Source organism: Paraburkholderia sp. JHI869 (assembly GCF_038900775.1).
Classification (GTDB): domain Bacteria; phylum Pseudomonadota; class Gammaproteobacteria; order Burkholderiales; family Burkholderiaceae; genus Paraburkholderia.
The window spans coordinates 38068-59112 of sequence record NZ_JAYMSC010000023.1; the positions used below are offsets into that span (position 1 = coordinate 38068).

Here is a 21045-nt window from a genome sequence, read left to right on the forward strand (position 1 = left end):
TGCCGTGCAAGGCTAGTGCGCGGATCGCGCTGGCGGGACGCGCCGCCCAAAGGCTGGGGCGGCGGATAAGGCGGGTGAGCCGGATGAGGCCGCAGGCGCCTGAACAGGCGGCCTTTGGCCGTTCAACGGCGGATGCCGGGCCACGAGACCTGGCGGTGCCGGTTGCGCCACAGGCTCAGCATCACCACCAGGAACACGATGATGAACGCGAGCAGCGACCACACCGGGATGGTCAGGCCAAGCGTCGGCGGATAGGTGGTTTCGCAGAGACCCTGCACCTTGAACACGCCGGGCAGCCAGTGCGCGAACGGCAGGCTGTCGACGATGGGCTGCAGCGTGTCGAAACCGCAGCTGTAGTTGGGGAACGCCTGCACCCAGACGAGCTTTGCGGCCGCGACCGCGCCGCCCGCCGCCGAGATCACCACGAGCGCTTCGAGCACGCGTACGCCGCGCCAGCTCGTCATGCGCGCGCCGAGGAAGGCGAAGACCGCGATCAGGATCAGGAAGTAGCGCCCCAGGATGCACAGCGGGCAGGGATCCTGATGCTCGACATACTGGAAGTACAGGGCGCCGCCCAGGAGCGCGAGGCAGATCAGGCCAAGGAGGACCAGCAGGCCGCGCTCGCGGCGCAACAGCGCGTTATCGTCGTTCATGAGGCTCGTTTGTTGGCTCGTTCATTCGGGTTATCTGGCGCAGCGCCCAGGCGGCTGCGACGGCGTGACGGGATTCTAGCGCGAAGGTTGCGCGCGGCGCGGACGTGTCCTTGCTCGCGCGCAGGGATGGGTTGAGCGATTCCCGCTCAGGTCAGCGCAGCGGCGCGAGCACCGCCTCGACGCCGCGGCCAATGGCGAGCAGCGCGTCGTCGTTATAAGGCGCGCCCGCGAGCATCAGCCCGACTGGCGCCGCACCATAGTGATGGCACGGCAGCGAGAGCGCGCAGCTATCGAGGAAGTTGAATGCGGCCGGATTGCGCAATACCAGCGCGTTGGTGCGTGCGAAGACATCGTCGTCGGCGGCGAGCGGGGCGGCGGGCGGCGGCGCGATCGGCACGGTCGGCGCGATCACGACGTCGAAGCGCGACCAGAGCGTGGCCTGGGCCTCTGCCATCACGGCGGCGCGTGCGGCGATCAGGTCCAGATAGTCGGCGGCCGTGGCGTGTTCGCCCTTGAGGATGCGCACGAGCACGCGCGGATCGTACTGGTCGCGATGCTTCGCGATCAGCTCGCGATGCCACGCATACGCTTCCATCGGCGAGAAGCCGATGCGGTTGATCTCCGCGAAGCGCTCGAAGGCGGCAAAGCGGACTTCGCTCACGATCGCCCCGGCCGCATCCAGATGCTTGAGCGCCGTATCGATCGTTTCGGCGACTTCGGGGTCCACGCCGTCGGTCACATAGTTGGTGAGCACGCCGAGGCGCACGCCTTCGAGGTGGCGCGCCGCCGGCACGCGCGGTTCGAGCCCGGCGAGCACGCGGTCCACGAGCGCGCAGCACGCCACCGTGTTGCCGATCGGCCCAAACGAGTCGAGCGTCGGGGAGAGCGGCACGCCGCCCGTTTTCGGTATGCGCGCGGCCGTCGGCTTGAAGCCCGTGAGGCCGCAGAACGCGGCGGGAATGCGCAGGGAGCCGCCGGTGTCGGTGCCCAGCGCGACGGCGGCCATGCCGTCCGCGACCGAGGCCGCCGCGCCCGAGGACGAGCCGCCCGCGACCCGCGCATCGCCTGCCACGCCGCGGCGCCAGGGCGAGAGCGGCGTGCCGTAGTGCGGATTCAGGCCGAGCCCCGAGAACGCGAACTCGCTCATGTTGGTACGTCCGACCAGCACCGCGCCCGCATAGCGCAGCCGCGCGACGGCGGCGGCGTCCTCCTTCGCAGGCGCCGCATTCGCGAGCGCGGTGGAGCCCGCGCGCGTGACTTCGCCCGCCACGTCGAACAGATCCTTCACCGAGACGGGGATGCCCGCCAGCGGCGAAAGCACGGTGCCGGCCGCGCGCAGGCGGTCGTGCGCGTCGGCGGCGGCGCGCACGCGCCCGGCGTCGACTTGCGTGAAGACGGTCGCGCCCTGGCCGGCCGGGTCGGCGATGCGTTCGAGCGCGGCTTCGGCGAGCGCGCGGCTCGTCGTGCGGCCCGCGGCGAGATCGGCGGCTAGCTGGGCGAGGGGAGGGAACGGCGTGAAGGCGGTGGATGCGGATGTCATGGCGGCAGAAGATTCGGTCGATGCGCTGCGGCGCGGGCGTGCGTTGCCTGCAAGGGTCGCATCATTGTAGGTCGGCTTTTTTCCTTGCGTGCGATTTGGCTCACGCCGTGCATCGGGTAACATGCGGAGATTCGATAGCTATTTGTAAGGAAAGACCTTCATGCACCACGGAATCGGCTTCATTCAGGACCTGGCAGTCGTGATGGCGCTTGCAGGCGTCGTCACCGTGCTGTTTCATCGCCTGAAGCAGCCGGTCGTGCTCGGCTATATCGCGGCGGGCGTGATCATCGGGCCGTACACGCCGCCGTTCCAGCTCATTCACGACGAGCAGACCATCCAGACGCTGGGCGAACTGGGCGTCGTGTTCCTGATGTTCTCGCTCGGCCTCGAATTCAGTCTGCGAAAGCTCTTTCAGGTGGGCGCGACCGCCATCGTCGCGGCGCTCTCGGAAATCGTGCTGATGCTGTGGATCGGCTACGAGATCGGCCGCGCGTTCGGCTGGGCCACGATGGATTCTCTGTTCCTCGGCGCGATTCTCGCCATTTCGTCGACCACCATCATCGTCAAGGCGCTCTCCGATCTCGGCGTGAAGCGCGAACCGTTCGCGCAGCTCGTGTTCGGCATACTGATCGTCGAGGACATCCTGGGCATTGCGATGCTCGTGCTGCTGGGCGGCATTGCGCAGACGGGTGAACTGTCGCCTGGCATCGCGCTCATCACGCTCGGCAAGCTGCTGCTGTTCATGCTGGTCTCGCTGCTCGCGGGCATCCTGATCGTGCCGCGCGTGCTCGGCTACATCGCGCGCGTGGGCAACGATGAGATGCTGCTCGTCTCGGTGCTGGGTTTTTGCTTCGGCTTCTGCCTGCTCGTCGTGAAGCTCGACTACTCGATCGCACTCGGCGCGTTCCTGATCGGCGCGGTCATGGCCGAGTCGCGTCATCTGCATCGTATCGAGCATCTCGTCGCGCCGCTGCGCGACGCGTTCTCCGCCATCTTCTTCGTGACGATCGGGCTCATGCTCAACCCGCTCGTGCTGGTCGATTACGCCTGGCCGATCGCCGTGATCTCGATTGCCGTGGTGCTCGGCAAGCTCGTTTCGTGCGGACTCGGCACCTTCCTGGCCGGCCGGGACGGACGCACCGCGATGCGCGTGGGCATGACCGTCTCGCAGATCGGCGAGTTCTCGTTCATCATCGCCTCGCTCGGTCTCACGCTGAAGGTGACGAGCGGGTTTCTCTACCCGATCGCGGTGACTGTCTCGGCCATCACGACGCTCACCACGCCTTACCTCATCCGCATTGCCGATCCGCTCTCGCAGCGCCTCGCGCGCGCCATGCCGCCCGCCGTCTCGAACGTGTTCGGCATGTACAGCCAATGGCTGCGCTGCCTCGTGCCGCGCTCGGACGGGCCCACGATCTTTTCGCTCACGAGGCGCATCGTCGTGCAGATTGCCGTGAATCTCGCGCTCGTCTCGGCGATCTTCATCGGCGTGTCGTACGGCGCGCGCTATGCGGGGCCGTTGCTCGCGCAATGGATCAGCGACGAGCGCATTCAGCGCGTCGTGCTCTGGAGCGCCGCGCTCGTGCTGGCGATGCCGTTTCTCGTGGCGGTGTGGCGCAAGACGCAGTCGCTCGCGCTCCTGCTTGCCGAAGTGAGCGTGCAGCCGGAGAAGGCAGGGCGCTTCACGCGCGCGATCCGCCATGTGATTGCGGAGCTGGTGCCCGTGGTTTCGATGTTCGGCGTGTTCCTGCTCGTGGCGGCGCTCTCGGGGACGATCCTGCCGCCAACGGGCTTCCTCGTCGGCGTGCTGGTGTGTGCAGCGGCGCTCACGATGCTGCTGTGGCGCTGGTGCGTGAAAATCCACGCGTCGATGCAGATTGCGTTGCGAGAGACCTTCGATGAGCGGCCGGACGCCTGATCTGACCTGACCCGCAAGCGGCGCGCCTCGCATGCCCGGTTGAGCCGGCTTTGCGTGACGGGATGTGAGCAATTGTGTGCGGGGGTGGCGGCGGCGTGCCGTGCGACGGATAATCAAAGCTTGTTCATTCGTTCGCGCGCCGCGCGCCTGACCCCACGTCATGAGCGATAACAAATCAGACCACCCCGAGGTCCCTGACGGCGCAAGCCGTCCTGCCGATGCCGGTTCTACCGGCGCCCCCACGTCCTCATCATCGCCTCCCGCCGCTCCTGCCGGCGCTGTTTCTGGTTCTCCCGCTGCATCGTCCTCCGCTTCGCCCTCTGGGGAAGCCGCGCAACGCGCTTCGACCGACGCGCCCGAGAGCGCTTCGGCCGTCACGCCTGACGCTGGAAAGACGGCGGCTTCCACGCCTGGCGAACCGCCGAAGCAGGCGCCGGTCGGCACCACGCCGAGTATTCCGATCGCGGAAACCGCCGAAGCCGGCAAGACCGCGCCCGCGCCGGCGCCGCAGACGGAACCGGCGAGCACTGCCGAGTCGGCCGCGTCTGCTGCGCCGCAACGTCCCGGTGCTGCGCCCGCTGGGTTCGGCCAGGCGCCAGACTTCACGGCGCATCACCCGCCGCCGCCCAGCGCCATTCCCAAGGAGCCGCCGCGCTATCTGCGCCCGGCCGATTCGGCCTGGTCGGTGTTCGGCCGCATCATCGCGGCGCGTGCGCGGCAACTGTTCGACCGCGCCGGCCAGCGCATCACGCAGCGCACGTTGCGCATCGGCGTTTCGGCGCGGATCTTCCACCCGGAGCCGGGCGCACAAGGGCTGCGCGGCAAGACGCTGCAATACCTGGAGGAATCGATCGCACACTGGGTGATGTCGCGGGACGTCATCGTGTTCATGATCCCGACAGTCGGCCACCAGGGCATGCTGCACCCGAGCAATATCCGCTTGCGCGATTACGCGAAGCATCTCGACGGCCTGCTGCTCCAGGGCGGCGCCGACGTCTCGCCGCAGACTTATGCCGAGATCTCGCCGCGTCCCGAATGGCCGGGCGACCGTGTGCGCGACATGTACGAACTCGAACTGCTGCATGAATTCGTCGAATCGGGCAAGCCGGTGCTCGGCGTTTGCCGCGGCTGCCAGCTCATTAACGTGGCGTTTGGCGGCACGCTTTATCAGGACATCGCTTCGGATGTGCCGACGGCCGGCGTGCACGTGAGCGAGCATTACGACCAGCATCGCCACGCGGTCACGTTCCCGGAGGGCTCGACGTTCTCGACCATGTTCCCCGGACGGCGCGAGGCAATCGTCAACTCGATCCACCATCAGGCCGTGAAGAACCTCGGACGCGACCTGACCGTCGAGGCGGTTTCAGCGGGCGACGGGCTCATCGAGGCGGTGCGCTATCGCCGCTCGCCGTTCGTCGTAGGCGTGCAGTGGCACCCCGAGTTCCATCGCGCGGGCGGCCCCGAAATGCTCGACTGCACGCCGCTGCTCGACACCTTCTTGCGAGCCGCGCGCGAAACGCGCTTTTGATTGCAAACGACGGCACCGGCGCAACGCATCGCAACGAATCGCAGCAACCCTGTCCTGGCCGCGCGCACACCTGCGCGCGGCTTTTTTATTTCGTTCTCCTTCCTCGGCGTCCTACGTGCCTCTCGCCCTTTCTGTTCTTGATCGGCGCGCTTCCTACATAAGACTCGTCCTAATCTTCCGATTCCACTGCTTATCCAAATTTAAACGTCGTTTTTGAGATTTCCCGGCGGCGATAATGAAGGGTTACTGAGATCCTGAATGGAATAGGCAGGTATGAAGCACTCAATCACGTTGCGTCGTGTGATGCTCAGCGCCGCGGCACTCATGCTGCTCCAGCAGGGCACGACGGCTTGGGCCGGCATGCCGGCCGGCGCGGTGAACGCGGACGGCATGTCTGGCGCGGCTGGCGAGCGTGTGCCGCTGGCGGGCAGCCGCCCCTCGCTCGGCAGTCTGACGCCGCAGCCAGCCGGCGCGTTGCCGCCCGCGAGCACGATGGCCAACGCGGACGAGCAGGCCAGCGCCGGCGCGGCGCAAGGCGACGTCGCCACGCTCATGCAACTGATTCACGACGCCCAGCTCGTCGAACTGCGTACGACCTATAACGCGAGCTATGGTGCGAGTCTCTTCTTCTACCCGCCGGAGATGACGTACTATGTTGTGCTGTTTCAGGACAAGCACTTCTGGCGCGTGATCCGTTCGCAGGACGAAGCACGTTCCGAAGCGATCTACGCTGACTTCGTGCGGCAAACCGAGCAGCTTTCCCAGGTGGAAATACGCCGTACGGAGCTCGAGGCGCAAAAGGCGTTCATCGAGCGTGTGATCGCGCTGTCGGAAGAACGTGCGCGTCGCCTGCAGGCCGATCTCGACATCGCTCGCACACAGCAGGCGCGAGTCGACGACTACCAGCGCCAGGCGCAGGGCGACGCCGCTGCGCTCAATGCGCAGAAGTCACAGGCACAGGCGCAATTGCGTGAGCTGCAAAGACAGGTGGACGCACTGCAGCGCGCAACGGAGGCAGGCTTGCCTGGAGCGCGGCGCTGAGTGCTGCGGGGCGGCGTTTTCGCCCCGTGTATGGAGCGCTATTCGTGCGAACGACAAAAAGCCCGGCATTTGCCGGGCTTTTTTTATGGTGCGACGGCGAGCGAGCCCGCCCGCGTGCGAGTTACTTTGCGAACCGGTCCGGCACCTCGGTGATGCGGCGTTGCGAAACGTGATTGACCCATTCCGTACTGTCGACCGGCGTGGCTGGCGAATTCGATGCGCGTGCCGGGGCGTACGTTTTCGCATAGGAAAGGATGGACGCGTATTCGTCAGCGGGATTCGGGCCGCTTTGCCGCGGCGAATAGCGTTGCGCCTCCGAATAGGCGCCGTGCGTGCGATGTGACGTCACCGGACCTGCTTCGCGATACGGAGCAAACGTGCGGACGTCGCGATGCGGGGTCGTGCCGCGTTGCGCAACGCGCTGTGCGCCACTGCGCTTGACTGCGCGCTCATGGCTGCGCGCTTCGCGCTGGATCAGTCTCGCGGATGCTGCGGGTTGCGTCTGCGCACGTGCGCTGAAATCGGCAGTGGTGCGCGCAGGCGCCACTGCCTGCGAGGGCTTGCGGGTATCGACGACTGTCGCGTGGGGCGCCTGCATGGCCGCTGCCGCAGGCGCTTGCGCCGACTTTTCAACCGTGCGCTGCAAGACCGCGGCAGGCGTAGGCGCCGAGTGGCTGGTGAGATCCTTCGTGCCGCTGGTGACGTTCTCGTGCAGTGCGCGCGCATCGGCCAGGCGCTGCGAGGTGTCTTGACGCGTGCTCGCATTGGGGCGTGGGGTTGCGTTGCCGGTTGCGCCTGGCGTGTCGTGTGGTGCGTTACTCGCGACGATCCAAGCAAGCAGTGCCGCGCCGCCAATCGCAACCGCGCCGCCTGTGAGCTTGCTTTGCTCGAACGGCGGTGTGTGCTTTGGCATGGGGTTCGGTGATGCCTCAGATGCGCTCCGCGTGTGTGCGGCGCGCCCGGCTGGCGGGCTACTTGCGGTTTCCCGCGCAACGGAACCCACGGAAGCGGGCGGTGCGACAGGCGCGGCAACAGGCCTGGGAGGCCGCGGAGCCGAGCTGTGATCGTTGCCCCAGCCGACCGCCGCACGAAACGCTTCGGCGCTCAGACACACGGTGCGCATGATGGCGGCATAGAGCGCACGCAGTTCAGTGCGCAGGCTGAATTGAGAGGGCGTCAGCGCCCATTCCCGGCCAAACGACGCGGGCAGACGGGCAAGCGGGCGAATGTGCGGCAACGCAAGCGCGCCTTCGACCTGAACGAACGGAAATGTTGACATCGATCTCTCGCAACCCCGGTGTGGCGCCGGCGCCGGGTGGCAATGTCATCAGCGGTGCGTGTTGATGGGTCGCCTGCGGCGCATGGAATTAAATGGAATGCCGCAAATAGTGACCGACGCCATTTCGCCGTTCTATCGGAAATGTCTTAAAAGCCAGAGGCCTTTGCGCTGCGCATGATGGCGGTTGTCTGAGGAAGCGGCTGAAGGGCGCTTCACCTGCCGTCGAGCCGGTACACGTAACGCAACGCTGTGATGTCGATGCCGCCCATTCGGTCGGGCTCAGAGCCCGAATAGGTCCAGCCCTGGCGTTCGTAGAACGCGATCGCGGGCGTGTTGCCGTCGAGCACGTACAGATACAGCTGCGTCTCGCCCTGAGCGCGCGCCCAGTCCTGCGCCGCACGCATGAGTCGCTTGCCGACGCCAATGCCCTGATGCGCCGGCAGCGCATGAAGATTGTCGAGCAGCACGCCCCAAGGCGAGCCGGGCTGTCGTTCGACGCACACGAAGCCCACTGCCGCACCCGATGCAAGCTCGGCGATCAGGACGAGACGCCGTTCGCCGCCTGGTGCCTCCATGCGCGCGCGCCAGTAAGCCGAGCGCTCGGCGTCGACTTCGCGTTCGAGAAACGCGGCGGGCAGCAGCGCGCGGTAAGTGGCCTGCCAGCTCGCGGTGTGCATGGCCGCGAGCAAGGGAGCGTCGGCTACGGTGGCCGGGCGTAGCGTGAGGGCTGGGATTTCGGTCATGCGGATGGTGGACGAGTGGGCGTCCAGATCAGGGCGCGCGTCGGGGGCCGCGCGCCGAGCCCTGCTGCGAAGTATTTTGCCCCATTCGAGGTCGCCCGCGGCCGGCTTGCGGTAGCGAAAGTAAGATGAATTAATAAAGTAATAAATATGAAATAAATGTGCAATGTTGATGTTTTTCGCTAGCCACTTTTAAGGAAATGTCCGAATATCTGGCTCCCGGCGCGTACCGCACAATAAACACCCGCGCGTGCGCGCCCGCGCGACCCTCGCTTTACCGCGGGTGCTTGTTTTTCACTGTCCCGTGAGCCGCACAGGTTTCCTGGACAGTCTCTTAAGAGAGTGTCATGTCTACCGCGTCCCACGCACCCCAAAGCGAATCAAAATTCCGGACCGTTTTCCGCGTCACCAGCGGCAACTTCCTGGAAATGTACGACTTCATGGTCTACGGCTATTACGCTTCGGCGATCGCCCGGACCTATTTCCCAAGTGACAATGCGTTCGCTTCGCTGATGCTTACGTTGTCCGTGTTCGGCGCGGGCTTCCTCGTGCGTCCGCTCGGCGCCATCATTCTCGGCGCGTACATCGACCATCACGGCCGGCGCAAGGGCCTCATGCTCACGCTCGGCCTGATGGCGTTCGGCACGCTCGCGGTCGCCGTCGTCCCCGGTTACGCGACCATCGGCATACTCGCGCCGGCGCTCGTGCTGCTCGGGCGCCTGCTGCAGGGCTTCTCGGCGGGCGTGGAACTGGGCGGCGTCTCGGTTTATCTCTCCGAAATCGCGACCAAGGGCAACAAGGGTTTCTACGTTTCGTGGCAGTCGGGCAGCCAGCAGGTTGCCGTCGTGTTCGCCGCACTGCTGGGCGTGGTGCTGCACCGCCTGCTGCCCGTCGAGCAAATGACGGCCTGGGGATGGCGCGTGCCGTTCCTCATCGGCTGCCTGATCGTGCCGTTCCTCTTCATCATCCGCCGTTCGCTCCAGGAAACGGAGGAGTTCGCGAAGAAGAAGCATCGTCCGTCGATGGGCGAAATCATGGCGTCGATGATGCAGAACTGGGGTGTCGTGATCGCCGGTATGGGCATGGTCATCATGACCACCGTGTCGTTCTACCTCATCACCGCCTACACGCCGACCTTCGGCAAGGAAGTGCTCAGGTTGAATGAAATCGACACGCTGATCGTGACGGTCTGCATCGGCTTGTCGAATCTGTTCTGGCTGCCGGTTTCCGGCGCGGTGTCGGACCGTGTGGGCCGCCGCCCGATGCTGATCACCTTCACCGTGCTCACGATCCTCACCGCGTATCCGACGGTGCAGTGGCTCGTGGCGGAACCGTCGTTCGGCCGCCTGCTCACGGTCGAGCTGTGGCTGTCGTTCCTCTACGCCTGCTACAACGGCGCGATGGTCGTGGCGCTCACCGAAGTCATGCCTGCCGACGTGCGCACCGCTGGCTTCTCGCTTGCCTATAGCCTCGCGACGACGATTGGCGGCTTCACGCCGGCGATCTCGACGTACTTGATCCACGTGAGCGGCAACAAGGCGGCGCCGGGCGCGTGGATGGGCGTGGCGGGCGTGTGCGGCCTCATCGCGACGCTCGTGCTCTATCGCACGCCGGAAGCGCGCAATCAGTACAAGGCGGCTTGATCGATCAGGTAATCGCTAGCAAAAAAACGGGGCGCTCAGGCGCCCCGTTTTTATTGTGCCGCTGAGGTGTCAGCGCTTACGCGTCGCGCAACTCGCGCGCGACCGCCTCCACGACTTCCGCCCAGGCATGCGGGCGCGGCTGGCGCACGAGCCGCGCGCGCGGGTACCAGGGGCTTTCGTCGGTGCCCGCGAACCAGCGCCAGTCTGCGGCGAACGGCAGCATGACCCAGAGTTTGGCCCCGAGCGCGCCCGCGAGGTGGGCGATCGAGGTGTCGATCGACACGACGCCGTCCAGCCGTTCGATCACGGCTGCGGTATCCGCGAAATCCTGCAGCTTGCCGCCGAGGCGGTGGATCGAACGCGAGCGCGGATGCGCGTCGAGCGCCGCATGCTCCGCGGTGCTGAGTTCGGGTTGCAGCACGATCCAGTCGATCCCTTCAAGCGCGAAGAGCGGTTCGAGCGCGTCGAGCGCAATCGCGCGGTTCTCGTGTTTCTGGATGCGTCCGGACCACGCGAGGCCGATCTTGCGGCGCGCCTGGCCGCCCAGCGAGCCGCGCCATTTGCGCCCGTAGGCAGTGCTGGCGTTGAGGTAGGGCGTGCGCGCGGGCAGCGTGTCGATGCTCGTGCCGAGCGCGAGCGGCAGCGAGAGCAGCGGGCAGTGCAGGTCGGCGGCGGGGCGTGGCGCGCCCTGCTCGACGAGCGTGACGTGCCAGGCTTGCGCCGCGGGCGCGATGAGCGGCACGAGCGCGCGCTGCACTTCGAGCACGACGCGTGCGTTGGTCTTCTGTGCCGCTTCCATGACTTGCGGCACGAAACGCGCGAATTGAAGCGTGTCGCCGAAACCTTGTTCTGCCTCGATCAGCAGCGTGCGGCCGTCCAGGGGCTCGCCGTGCCAGCGTGGCAGCGCGTTTTGCGGCGTGCGCGGTGCAACCGGTGCAATCTGCGCGTTCACCTGCGGGGCGTAGCCCGCCCCGCGCGGCGCGTTGGCACGCGCCTCGTCGCGCGCGGCCGGGTCGAGCCGCCATTCGTACTCGGGCAGTCCACGCCGGAAGTCGCCGAGCGTGAGCCAGGTGAGCGCGCGATTCAAATGCGCGGCGGCAAGATCGGGCCGCACGCGCAGCGCTTCGTCGAAGGCGCGCAGCGCAGCCGCATGCCGGCCGAGCGCATGATGCGCCACGCCAAGCGCGAGCCAGGAGAGGGCGAACTTCGGATCGAAGCCGATCGCACGCTCGTAGGGCCCGATGGCTTCGTCGTGGCGGCCGAGTGCGGCAAGCGCATTGCCGAGGCCGAAAAGGGCCGGCGCGAAGTGCGGCTGCAGCGCAAGTGCCGTTTCGAAGGCAGCCACGGCCTCACGGTGATGGCCGGTCGCATCGAGCGTGTTCGCAAGATTGAAATGCGCGGCGACGAAGCGCGGCTGCACGCGCAGCGCCTTCTGGAAATGCTCGACCGCGCTCGCGCTGTCGCCCAGCGCGTTGAGCGACATGCCAAGGTTGTTGTGCGCCCCTGCGTGGCCGGGGCGGATCTTCAGCGCGCGGCGAAACGAGTCGGCGGCTTCGGCGTGGCGGCCGAGCGCGTGCAGCGCGTTGCCGAGATTGTTGTGCGACGAGGCGTCGCCAGGCTGCAGGCGCACGGCCTGGCTGAACGCGTACATCGCGTCCTCGTGGCGGCCGATCGTCGCGTAGGCGTTGCCGAGGTTGTAATGCGCGAGGGGGAAGGTCGGTGCGAGCGTGAGCGCATTGCGAAAGCGCTCGATCGCGCCGTCCAGTTCGCCGAGCGCTTTGAGTGCGTTGCCGAGGTTCAGCTGGAGCGCGGCGTCGTCGGGGCGCAAGGCGACCGCACGGCGCACGAGGTCCGCGGCTTCGGCGTGCTGGCCTCGCTGATGCCGCAGCACGCCGAGCAGATGCAGCGCATCGACGTGAACGGGATCGGCGGCGAGCGTTGCGCAATAGTCGCGCTCGGCGTCGTCCAGCCGGCCGTCGCGATGTGCGGCGTACGCGCGGACAAAAAGCTGTTCCATGACTGAAGAAGCAAAACGATCGGGACACAAAGGCGGCATTTTCCCACACTCGCGGACCCGCTCCCGAAGTTGGCCGAATGTTGATCGAAAGTTGACGGGAATCCGTTGTTTAACTAACATATGAACACGTGTTCATATGTATCGTGTGTATTCATGACCCCAGTTTCCGATGACGAGCGTGTCGTCCCGCTCGCCGATCTCTTCCGTCTGCTCGGCGACGCAACGCGCCTGCGAATCGTGCTCGCCTGTGTTCAGGACCGGATCGCGGTGGGGGCGATTGCCGACTTGCTCGGCTTGTCGCCGTCGCTGGTGAGCCACCATCTGCGGCTCCTGCGCGCCGCGCGTATCGTGCGCGCCGAACGCGAGGGCAAGCAGGTGTTCTATGTGGCCGCGGACGCGCATATCAGCGCGATGATCGCCGGCATGCTGGAACACGTGGCCGAGCCCTCGACGCAATGGCAGGAGGGCGCATGAGCGGCGCTGACCACGACCACGGCCACGATCACGGCCATGCACACGACGGCCACGCGCACGGCCACCATCACCATCATCACGCGCCGGTCGCGGGGCACGGCCGCGCGTTCGCTATCGCCGTCGCGCTGAACGTGTTCATCGTCGTCGTGCAGACGGTCTACGGCGTGCTTGCGCATTCCTCCGCGCTGCTCGCCGACGCCGGCCACAATCTCTCTGACGTGCTTGGCCTGCTGCTCGCCTGGGGCGCGGCGTGGCTCGCAACGCGCCGTCCGTCCGCGCGCTTCACGTTCGGGTTCGGCAGCTCGTCGATTCTCGCCTCGCTCGCCAACGCCGCGCTGCTCCTCCTTGCGTGCGGCGCGATCCTCGCCCAGGCGATCGGGCGCCTGTTCCATCCGGCGCCGGTCGCAGGTTTCGACGTGTTCGTCGTGGCGACCATCGGCATGGTGGTCAACGGCTTTTCGGCGTGGCTCTTCATGCGCGGGCAAAAGGACGACCTGAACGTTCGCGGCGCCTTCCTGCACATGGCCGCGGATGCCGGCGTTTCCGCGGCCGTGGCCGTGAGCGGTCTGATCATTCTCTCGACCGGCTGGAGCTGGATCGATCCGCTCATGTCCATCGCGGTCGTGCTCGTGATCCTCTTTGGCACCTGGGGGCTGTTGCGCGAGTCGGTGCGGCTGGCCCTTGCCGCGGTGCCCGAGAATGTCGATATCGTGCGCGTGCGCAGCTTCCTCTCGCAGCAGGAGGGCGTAGTCGATGTGCACGATCTGCACGTCTGGGCGCTTTCGACCACGGGCTGTGCGCTGAGCGCGCATCTCGTGATGCCAGCGGGGCACCCCGGCGACGCCGCGCTCGATCGCATGGTCGAGTCGCTCGAAGTGCACTTCGGCATGCGGCACGTGACGCTGCAGGTGGACCTCGGCACGAGCGAGCATCGCTGCGCGCTGGACAGGCCGCACGGCGCGCAGAAGCACGCGCACGGGCACGGCCATCCGCACGCACATTGAAGCGCGGCGATTTGTCGGGGCATTCAGGCCGCATTTGATGCGCTGCCGCGCGACCGCTTGAGGCGCGGGCGATACACTACGTATCGTGTCGAGCGCATGGAGGTCTGCATGGCCGTGGCTTCTTCTCTCGCGCCCGTGCTCATCGTGGGCGCGGGACCCACCGGGCTCGCCGCCGCGATGAGTCTTGCGCGCGCGCATATCCCGGTGCGGCTGATCGATCGCGCGCCGCAGGCCGGACGCCACTCGCGGGCGATCGGCATTCAGGCGCGCACGCTCGAACTGTTCGAGCAGCATCGCATCGTCGAGCCGTTTCTCGAACTCGGCCACCGTGCGCACATCGCGAATCTCTATTCGAACGGCCAGCGCCGTGCGCGGCTCGACTTCGATCCGCTCTTCACGCGCTATCCCTACCTGCTTTTCATTGAGCAGACCGTTACCGAACGCATTCTCGGCGGGCACCTCGCGACGCTCGGCGTGGAGATCGAGCGCGGCTGCGAGCTGCTCGAGTACACCCAGGGCTCGGCCGGCGCGAGCGCAGAAGTGCGCCGCCCAGACGGGCGCGTCGAGTCGGTGCGCTGCGCTTATGTGATTGCCGCCGATGGCGCGCATAGCACCGTGCGCCATCGCCTCGACATGAAGTTCGACGGAGAGACGATGGCGCAATCGTTCCTGCTCGCCGACCTGAGTGCGAGCACGCCCTGGTCCGACGACGAGTTTCACATCTTCGCCTCGGGCGACGGCCTTGCCGCGCTCTTTCCGTTCGGCCACGGCCGCTATCGCCTGATCGCCGATCACAAGGCCATGCTGCCCGCCGCGCCCGAAGGCACGATACCCGTGCCCTCGCTGGAAGAATGCCGCGACATCATCCAGCAACGCGTGCACCACCCGGTGTCCGTCTCGGACATGACCTGGGCTTCGTACTTCAGCGTGAACAGCCGCATGGTGCGGCAGCTGCGCGTCGAGCGCACGTTCTTTGCCGGCGACGCTGCGCACGTGCACAGCCCCGCAGGCGCGCAGGGCTTGAACACGGGTATTCAGGAAGCCTTCAACCTCGGCTGGAAGATCGCGCGTGTGCACGCGCGCGGCGCGCCCGAGCGTCTGCTCGACACCTATCACGCGGAGCGTTATCCGATCGAGCGTCTCGTGCTGCAGCAGACGAGCTTCATGACGCAACTGGTGGAAGCCGATCACGGTCCGCTCAAGCTGCTGCGCGAGCGCGTGATGCCGGCGCTCGTCGCGCTCGGGCCGCTGCGCGACGCGGCGCGCCAGGCGGTGAGCGAGCTGTCGATCCAGTATCGCAAGAGCCCGCTCACGCTCGAGCGCGTGCTGGACGGCGGCCCGCGTGCAGGCGAGCGCGCTCCGGACGCCTTCGTGCGCGTGGTGGACGGTCCACTAGGCAAGGCGCCGGGCAAGGGGCGCATCTTCGATCTGCACGATCCGGCGTGCTTCTCGTTGTTCCTGCTGGTGGAGGGCGATGCGGATGCCGCTGGCGCGGCTGCGAAAGATCAGACTGAAGCGAGCGCCACGCTCAAGCGTTTTGCCGAAGCCATCGAGCGGCTGTTTCCGCAGGCGCTGCGCGTGTGGTGGATCGCCGATCTCAACGGCGAGACGCCGCTCGCGGGCGAGGGCGCGGCCCCGCTCGGCGAATCGTACGGGCGCACGCGGCCCGCGTTTTATCTGGTGCGGCCCGACGGCTATATCGGCGCGCGGGGGCGCCCCGCGTCGGACCTCAATGCGTTGCTGCGCCACTGTGAGACGTGGTACGCGGCAGCGGGATTTGGACAGGCGCCGCCGGTCTGAACCGTGCGGCGCCGTGCGTCCGATGCGATGGCGATGGGCCGGCCCGGCTCAAGCCGCCGCGGGCGCCAACGCCTCGCGATGCTTGGTGAGCGAGGCGAGCACGATCTCCGTGAAGCCCGCTTGCTCGCCTTCGCCATCGAGCGCCGCGAGCAGCGTGCGGCGCATGCGCGGTTCCCAGAACTTGCGGATGTGCTCCGCGATACCCGTGAGCGCTTCTTCGCGATCGGGCAGCGAGTCGAAGAACATGCCTATCTGGTTCGCCATCTCGATCAAGTGATCAGCTTTCATCGCTTTATTTCCCTGAGGTTGTAAGCGGTTCGCGCTTGCTCAGCAGCTCGAGCTGGGTCGTGTTGAAGCGCGAGTATTCGCGCTGCCACTCCGAGGGCTGCTGCACGTGGTTCACTTGCACGGCCGTCACCTTGTACTCGGGGCAGTTCGTGGCCCAGTCGGAGGCGTCCGTGGTGATGACGTTCGCACCCGATTCGGGGAAGTGGAACGTCGTGTAGACCACGCCCGGCTGCATGCGCGTGCTGACCTTCGCGCGCAGCACCGTATGCCCGGCGCGCGATTCGATGCCCACCCAGTCGCCGTCGCGAATGCCGCGATCTTCGGCGTCCACCGGATGGATCTCGAGGCGGTCCTCCTCGTGCCAGCGCGAGTTTTCGGTGCGGCGCGTTTGCGCGCCCACGTTGTACTGCGAAAGGATGCGGCCCGTCGTGAGCAGCAGCGGGAAGCGGCGCGTGACCTTCTCCGGCGAGGCGATGAACTTCGTGATGACGAACTTGCCCTTGCCGCGCACGAATTCGTCGATGTGCATGATCGGCGTGCCGTCGGGCGCTTCTTCGTTGCACGGCCACTGGATGCTGCCCATCTCGTCGAGCCTCTTGTACGAGACGCCGTGGAACGTGGGCGTGAGGCGCGCGATCTCGTCCATGATCTGCGACGGATGCGTGTAGTCCATCTCGTAGCCTAGCGCGCGCGAGAGCAGGATCGTCGCTTCCCAGTCCGCGTAGCCGGCGACGGGCGGCATGACCTTGCGCACGCGCGAGATGCGGCGCTCGGCGTTGGTGAACGTACCGTCCTTTTCGAGGAACGACGAACCCGGCAGCAGGACGTGCGCGTACTTCGCCGTTTCGTTCAGGAAGATGTCCTGCACGACGATACATTCCATCGACGAAAGCGCCGCCGCCACGTGCTGCGTGTTCGGGTCGGACTGAACGATGTCCTCGCCCTGGCAGTAGAGGCCCATGAAGGTGCCGTCGAGCGCCGCATCGAACATGTTCGGAATGCGCAGGCCCGGCTCGCTTTGCAGCGCGACGTTCCAGGCGCTTTCAAAGAGACCGCGCACCGTTGAGTCGCCGACATGGCGGTAGCCTGGCAGTTCGTGCGGGAACGAGCCCATGTCGCACGAACCCTGCACGTTGTTCTGGCCGCGCAGCGGATTCACGCCCACGCCTTCGCGGCCGATGTTGCCCGTGGCCATCGCGAGATTGGCGATGCCCATCACCATGGTCGAGCCTTGTGCGTGCTCGGTTACGCCGAGACCGTAGTAGATCGCCGAGTTGCCTTGCTGCGCGTAGAGGCGCGCGGCGGCGCGAACTTGCTCAGCGGGCACGCCGGTCACTTCCGCCATCGCTTCGGGTGAGTTTTCCGGCAGCGAGACGAAATCGCGCCATTGCTCGAATGCACGCGTTTCGCAGCGCTCGGCCACGAACGGCTCGTTCACGAGCCCTTCGGTAACGATCACGTGCGCGATCGAGTTGACCATCGCGACGTTGGTGCCCGGGCGCAGTTGCAGGTGATGCTCGGCCTTCACGTGTGCCGTATCGACGATGTCGATGCGGCGCGGATCGACGACGATCAGCTTCGCGCCCTGACGCACGCGGCGCTTCAGGCGCGAGCCGAACACGGGGTGGCCGTCAGTGGGGTTCGCGCCGATCACCATGATCACGTCGGAATAGTCGACGGAAGCGAAGGTCTGCGTACCCGCCGATTCGCCGAGCGTCGTCTTCAGGCCGTAGCCCGTAGGCGAGTGGCACACGCGTGCACAGGTATCGACGTTGTTGTTGCCGAACGCGGCGCGCACGAGCTTCTGCACGAGATACGTTTCCTCGTTCGTGCAGCGCGACGAGGTGATGCCGCCAATCGAATCGCGCCCATGCTTCGCCTGGATGCGGCGGAACTCGCTTGCGGCGTAGTTGATCGCTTCTTCCCAGCTGACTTCGCGCCACGGATCGGTGATCTTCGCGCGGATCATCGGCTTCTTGATGCGGTCCTTGTGCGTGGCGTAGCCCCACGCGAAGCGGCCCTTCACGCAGGCATGGCCTTCGTTCGCCTGGCCGTTCTTGTGCGGCACCATGCGCACGACTTCGTTGCCCTTCATCTCGGCCTTGAACGAGCAGCCCACGCCGCAATACGCGCAGGTCGTCACGACCGAGTGTTCGGCCTGGCCCAGCATCACGACGGTCTTTTCCTGCAGCGTGGCGGTCGGGCATGCGGCCACGCAAGCGCCGCACGACACGCATTCCGAGTCCATGAACGCTTCGCTTGCGCCAGCAGCGACGCGCGATTCGAAACCGCGCCCGGCGATGGTCAGCGCGAACGTGCCTTGCGTTTCTTCACACGCGCGCACGCAGCGATTGCAGACGATGCACTTCGACGGGTCGTAGGTGAAGTACGGATTCGATTCGTCCTTCTTGTCCTTCAGGTGATTTGCGCCGTCAAAGCCGTAGCGCACTTCGCGCAGACCCGTCACGCCGGCCATGTCCTGCAGTTCGCAGTCGCCGTTGGCGGGGCAGGTGAGACAGTCGAGCGGGTGATCGGAGATGTACAGCTCCATCACGTTGCGGCGAAGCTTTTGCAGTTGATTGCTTTGCGTGCGCACCTTCATGCCTGCTTCGACGGGCGTCGTGCACGAAGCAGGGTAGCCGCGGCGGCCTTCGATTTCCACGAGACACAGGCGGCACGAGCCAAACGGTTCGAGCGAATCGGTGGCACAGAGCTTCGGCACGTTGATGCCGGCCTCGATGGAGGCGCGCATCACCGACGTGCCGGCAGGCACCGTAACGGACTGGCCGTCGATTTCGAGCGTGACGTCCACATCGGCGTGGACGAGCGGCGTGCCGAAATCGGTATCGTCGAAGGGCGAGCGTTGCTTCTTTGCCTGGGACTTGCAGGCGCAATTGCCGGAACCGCAACCACCGGCTTGGGACATGAGCGTGTCGGACATGGTGGTTCCTCGTTCAGGCGTGTGCCGCGGGTTGCGCGACAGATTCGAGACCGAAATCTTCAGGGAAATGGTTGAGTGCGGAGATCACGGGGTAGGGCGTCATGCCGCCCATCGCGCACAGCGACCCGGCGACCATCGTGTCGCACAGGTCGCGCAGCAGCGTGACCTGCTTTTCGGACGTGTCGCCCTTGCGGATCTTCGCGATCACTTCGACGCCGCGCGTCGAGCCGATACGGCACGGCGTGCACTTGCCGCACGATTCGAGCGTGCAGAACTCCATGGCGTACTGCGCGAGTTCCGCGAGATTCGACGTGTCGTCGTGCACGACGAGGCCGCCGTGGCCCACGACCGCGCCGACTGCCGCATACGCTTCGTAGTCCATGGGAATGTCCCACTGACTCTCGGGCAGATAGGTGCCGAGCGGGCCGCCCACCTGCACGGCGCGCGCCGGACGGCCGCTGGCGGTGCCGCCGCCGTAGTCGACCATCAGCTCGCGCAGTGTCACGCCGAACGCAAGCTCCACGAGCCCGCCGCGCGCGATGTTGCCCGCGAGCTGGAACGGCAGCGTGCCGCGCGAGCGGCCCATGCCGAAGTCCTTGTAGAACGCCGCACCCTTGGCAAAGATGATCGGCACCGTGGCGAGCGTGATGACGTTGTTGATGACCGTGGGCTTGCCGTAGAGACCCGAGAGTGCGGGCAACGGCGGCTTCGCGCGCACAATGCCGCGCTTGCCTTCGAGCGATTCCAGCAACGCCGTTTCCTCGCCGCACACGTAAGCGCCCGCGCCCTTGGCGACGAACAGTTCGAAGCGCTTGCCGCTGCCGAGCACGTCGTCGCCGAGCCAGCCCGCCGCACGCGCGCGCTGGATGGCTTCTTCGAGCGCCGCGATCGAATGCGGATATTCGCTGCGCACGTAGATATGGCCCACGGTCGCGCCCACCGCGATGCCCGCGATCGTCATGCCCTCGATCAGGACATACGGGTCGCTTTCCATGACGAGGCGGTCGGAGAACGTGCCCGAATCGCCTTCGTCGGCATTGCAGACGATGTACTTCTGGTCGGCGAGTGCATTCGCGACGGTACGCCACTTGATGCCGGCCGGGAATGCCGCGCCACCGCGGCCGCGCAGGCCCGACTCGACGAGCGCTTCGCAGATATTGGCGCCGGTCATCTTCAGCGCGTTGCGCAGTCCTTCGAGGCCGCCGTGGGCGACGTAGTCGTCGGTGGAAAGCGGGTCGGTGATGCCGATGCGCGCGAACGTCAGGCGCTGCTGTTTGCGCAAATACGGAATCTGCTCGACGAGGCCGACGCTGCGCGCGTGCTGGCCGCCTTGCAGGAAGCCGGCGTCGAAGAGCGCGCCCACTTCGTCGGCTTCGACGTTCGCATAGCCGACGCGGCCTTCAGCCGTTTCGACCTCGACGAGCGGTTCGAGATAGAGCAGGCCGCGCGAGCCGTTGCGCACAAGCTCGATACTCGCGCCGCGCGCGGCGGCTTCGCGTTCGATGGCTTCGACGATGGCGTCCGCGCCGAGCGCGAGGGCCGAGGAGTCACGGGGAACGTAGACGCGTGTCATGCGGCCTCCTCGGTGCGGACGGTGGCGAGCGCGGCCGCGTAGAGCTTGTCGAACTTCTGCGGGGTCACTTTCGCGTGCAACGTGCCGTTAATCATCATGGTGGGTGAGAGCGCGCATTGGCCGAGGCAATAGACGGACTCCAGCGCGACCGGCCCTTCATGCGCGTGCGTGTGTTCGGCGTCGTGGCCGTGCTGAACGAACCGGCAGCCGGTATGCGCTTCGACGTGCTGCGCGAGCGCCTCGCTGCCCATGCTGCGGCACGCCTCGGCGCGGCACAGCTGGACCGTGACCGGCGCGGGCGGCGCAGTGCGGAAGTGGTGGTAGTAGGTGATGACGCCGTGCACCTCGGCGCGCGAAAGACTCAGCGCCTTCGAGAGCGGCACGACCGTGGCCGGCGGCACGAAGCCGACTTCGTCCTGGATCGCATGCAGGATCGCAAGCAGCGTGCGGCCTGGTTGCGCGTGACGCTGGACGAGATCGTCCGGCGAGCTAACAGCTGTCTCTTCCATCATGGGGCTTCTCCTGGGCATATATGCACTTGTTATTCATAAAGTGTGCATCTATGCTGCGGTTGTCTTGTTGTCTGACCGAACAATAGGCCCGTGG

The 21045-nt window shown here is 66.3% G+C and carries 16 protein-coding genes; 7 read left to right on the plus strand and 9 right to left on the minus strand.

Annotation, left to right across the window (positions count from 1 at the left end):
* Positions 1–122: 122 nt before the first annotated feature.
* Together VSR72_RS30635 and VSR72_RS30640 are read right to left on the minus strand one after the other, a co-directional pair.
* On the minus strand, positions 123–653 hold the full coding sequence (locus VSR72_RS30635; RefSeq protein ID WP_342956023.1) for a disulfide bond formation protein B: 531 nt from the start codon (positions 651–653) through the stop codon (positions 123–125).
* A gap of 151 nt (positions 654–804) precedes the next feature.
* On the minus strand, positions 805–2193 hold the full coding sequence (locus VSR72_RS30640; protein WP_342956024.1) for an amidase: 1389 nt from the start codon (positions 2191–2193) through the stop codon (positions 805–807).
* 160 nt (positions 2194–2353) lie between these two features.
* Here VSR72_RS30640 and VSR72_RS30645 point away from each other — a divergent pair, with 160 nt between their 5' ends.
* The 3 genes from VSR72_RS30645 (at position 2354) to VSR72_RS30655 (ending at position 6680) form a co-directional block, all read left to right on the plus strand.
* Positions 2354–4111, plus strand: coding sequence for a cation:proton antiporter (locus VSR72_RS30645; RefSeq protein WP_342956025.1), 1758 nt, complete (start codon positions 2354–2356; stop codon positions 4109–4111).
* A gap of 160 nt (positions 4112–4271) precedes the next feature.
* Complete coding sequence (locus VSR72_RS30650) at positions 4272–5639, plus strand: gamma-glutamyl-gamma-aminobutyrate hydrolase family protein (protein WP_342956026.1); 1368 nt, start codon at positions 4272–4274, stop codon at positions 5637–5639.
* A 273-nt stretch (positions 5640–5912) separates the two neighbouring features.
* Positions 5913–6680 carry a DUF2968 domain-containing protein gene (locus tag VSR72_RS30655; protein ID WP_342956027.1) on the plus strand — a complete coding sequence of 256 codons (768 nt, stop codon included), beginning with the start codon at positions 5913–5915 and terminating at the stop codon, positions 6678–6680.
* 121 nt (positions 6681–6801) lie between these two features.
* Here VSR72_RS30655 and VSR72_RS30660 read toward each other — a convergent pair whose 3' ends face one another.
* On the minus strand, positions 6802–7959 hold the full coding sequence (locus VSR72_RS30660) for a hypothetical protein (RefSeq protein ID WP_342956028.1): 1158 nt from the start codon (positions 7957–7959) through the stop codon (positions 6802–6804).
* A 212-nt stretch (positions 7960–8171) separates the two neighbouring features.
* On the minus strand, positions 8172–8702 hold the full coding sequence (locus VSR72_RS30665) for a GNAT family N-acetyltransferase (RefSeq protein ID WP_342956029.1): 531 nt from the start codon (positions 8700–8702) through the stop codon (positions 8172–8174).
* Between the two features lie 344 nt (positions 8703–9046).
* On the opposite strand from VSR72_RS30665, the gene VSR72_RS30670 reads away from it, so the two are divergent.
* A complete protein-coding gene (locus tag VSR72_RS30670) occupies positions 9047–10342 on the plus strand; it encodes an MFS transporter (protein WP_342956030.1) in 1296 nt (431 codons plus the stop codon).
* Positions 10343–10418: 76 nt separating this feature from the next.
* On the opposite strand, the gene VSR72_RS30675 is transcribed toward VSR72_RS30670, so the two are convergent.
* The gene (locus VSR72_RS30675; protein WP_342956031.1) at positions 10419–12359 is read right to left on the minus strand and encodes a tetratricopeptide repeat protein; all 1941 of its coding nucleotides are present in this window, start codon (positions 12357–12359) and stop codon (positions 10419–10421) included.
* A gap of 153 nt (positions 12360–12512) precedes the next feature.
* Between VSR72_RS30675 and VSR72_RS30680 the strand changes: the two genes are divergently transcribed.
* The 3 genes from VSR72_RS30680 to VSR72_RS30690 all read left to right on the plus strand — a co-directional run bounded on the left by VSR72_RS30680 (position 12513) and on the right by VSR72_RS30690 (position 15637).
* Positions 12513–12833: a metalloregulator ArsR/SmtB family transcription factor gene (locus VSR72_RS30680; RefSeq protein ID WP_342956032.1), complete on the plus strand. Its 321-nt coding sequence runs from the start codon at positions 12513–12515 to the stop codon at positions 12831–12833.
* A complete protein-coding gene (locus tag VSR72_RS30685; RefSeq protein WP_342956033.1) occupies positions 12830–13837 on the plus strand; it encodes a cation diffusion facilitator family transporter in 1008 nt (335 codons plus the stop codon). The genes VSR72_RS30680 and VSR72_RS30685 overlap by 4 nt, the downstream gene beginning before the upstream one ends.
* 108 nt (positions 13838–13945) lie before the next feature.
* Positions 13946–15637, plus strand: coding sequence for an FAD-dependent monooxygenase (locus VSR72_RS30690; RefSeq protein ID WP_342956034.1), 1692 nt, complete (start codon positions 13946–13948; stop codon positions 15635–15637).
* Positions 15638–15685: 48 nt separating this feature from the next.
* Here the strand turns inward: VSR72_RS30690 and VSR72_RS30695 are convergent, their stop codons facing one another.
* Genes VSR72_RS30695 through VSR72_RS30710 form a run of 4 tightly spaced genes read right to left on the minus strand, consistent with a single transcriptional unit; the run spans position 15686 to position 20948 of the window.
* Positions 15686–15925, minus strand: coding sequence for a formate dehydrogenase subunit delta (locus tag VSR72_RS30695; protein ID WP_233882393.1), 240 nt, complete (start codon positions 15923–15925; stop codon positions 15686–15688).
* A 4-nt stretch (positions 15926–15929) separates the two neighbouring features.
* Positions 15930–18866: a formate dehydrogenase subunit alpha gene (fdhF, locus tag VSR72_RS30700; protein ID WP_342956035.1), complete on the minus strand. Its 2937-nt coding sequence runs from the start codon at positions 18864–18866 to the stop codon at positions 15930–15932.
* Positions 18867–18879: 13 nt separating this feature from the next.
* Positions 18880–20439, minus strand: coding sequence for an NADH-ubiquinone oxidoreductase-F iron-sulfur binding region domain-containing protein (locus tag VSR72_RS30705; RefSeq protein ID WP_342956036.1), 1560 nt, complete (start codon positions 20437–20439; stop codon positions 18880–18882).
* Complete coding sequence (locus VSR72_RS30710) at positions 20436–20948, minus strand: NAD(P)H-dependent oxidoreductase subunit E (RefSeq protein ID WP_342956107.1); 513 nt, start codon at positions 20946–20948, stop codon at positions 20436–20438. Before VSR72_RS30710 ends, VSR72_RS30705 begins: the two co-directional genes overlap by 4 nt.
* Positions 20949–21045: the final 97 nt, after the last annotated feature.

Bases quoted from the DNA above. Each gene is read 5' to 3' on its own strand.
- VSR72_RS30665 (WP_342956029.1), bottom strand. From the start codon at position 8,702: ATGACCGAAATCCCAGCCCTCACGCTACGCCCGGCCACCGTAGCCGAC.
- VSR72_RS30680 (WP_342956032.1), top strand. From the start codon at position 12,513: ATGACCCCAGTTTCCGATGACGAGCGTGTCGTCCCGCTCGCCGATCTC.
- VSR72_RS30645 (WP_342956025.1), top strand. From the start codon at position 2,354: ATGCACCACGGAATCGGCTTCATTCAGGACCTGGCAGTCGTGATGGCG.
- VSR72_RS30660 (WP_342956028.1), bottom strand. From the start codon at position 7,959: ATGTCAACATTTCCGTTCGTTCAGGTCGAAGGCGCGCTTGCGTTGCCG.
- VSR72_RS30670 (WP_342956030.1), top strand. From the start codon at position 9,047: ATGTCTACCGCGTCCCACGCACCCCAAAGCGAATCAAAATTCCGGACC.
- VSR72_RS30710 (WP_342956107.1), bottom strand. From the start codon at position 20,948: ATGGAAGAGACAGCTGTTAGCTCGCCGGACGATCTCGTCCAGCGTCAC.
- VSR72_RS30640 (WP_342956024.1), bottom strand. From the start codon at position 2,193: ATGACATCCGCATCCACCGCCTTCACGCCGTTCCCTCCCCTCGCCCAG.
- VSR72_RS30695 (WP_233882393.1), bottom strand. From the start codon at position 15,925: ATGAAAGCTGATCACTTGATCGAGATGGCGAACCAGATAGGCATGTTC.
- VSR72_RS30690 (WP_342956034.1), top strand. From the start codon at position 13,946: ATGGCCGTGGCTTCTTCTCTCGCGCCCGTGCTCATCGTGGGCGCGGGA.
- VSR72_RS30650 (WP_342956026.1), top strand. From the start codon at position 4,272: ATGAGCGATAACAAATCAGACCACCCCGAGGTCCCTGACGGCGCAAGC.
- VSR72_RS30635 (WP_342956023.1), bottom strand. From the start codon at position 653: ATGAACGACGATAACGCGCTGTTGCGCCGCGAGCGCGGCCTGCTGGTC.
- fdhF (WP_342956035.1), bottom strand. From the start codon at position 18,866: ATGTCCGACACGCTCATGTCCCAAGCCGGTGGTTGCGGTTCCGGCAAT.
- VSR72_RS30685 (WP_342956033.1), top strand. From the start codon at position 12,830: ATGAGCGGCGCTGACCACGACCACGGCCACGATCACGGCCATGCACAC.
- VSR72_RS30675 (WP_342956031.1), bottom strand. From the start codon at position 12,359: ATGGAACAGCTTTTTGTCCGCGCGTACGCCGCACATCGCGACGGCCGG.
- VSR72_RS30655 (WP_342956027.1), top strand. From the start codon at position 5,913: ATGAAGCACTCAATCACGTTGCGTCGTGTGATGCTCAGCGCCGCGGCA.
- VSR72_RS30705 (WP_342956036.1), bottom strand. From the start codon at position 20,439: ATGACACGCGTCTACGTTCCCCGTGACTCCTCGGCCCTCGCGCTCGGC.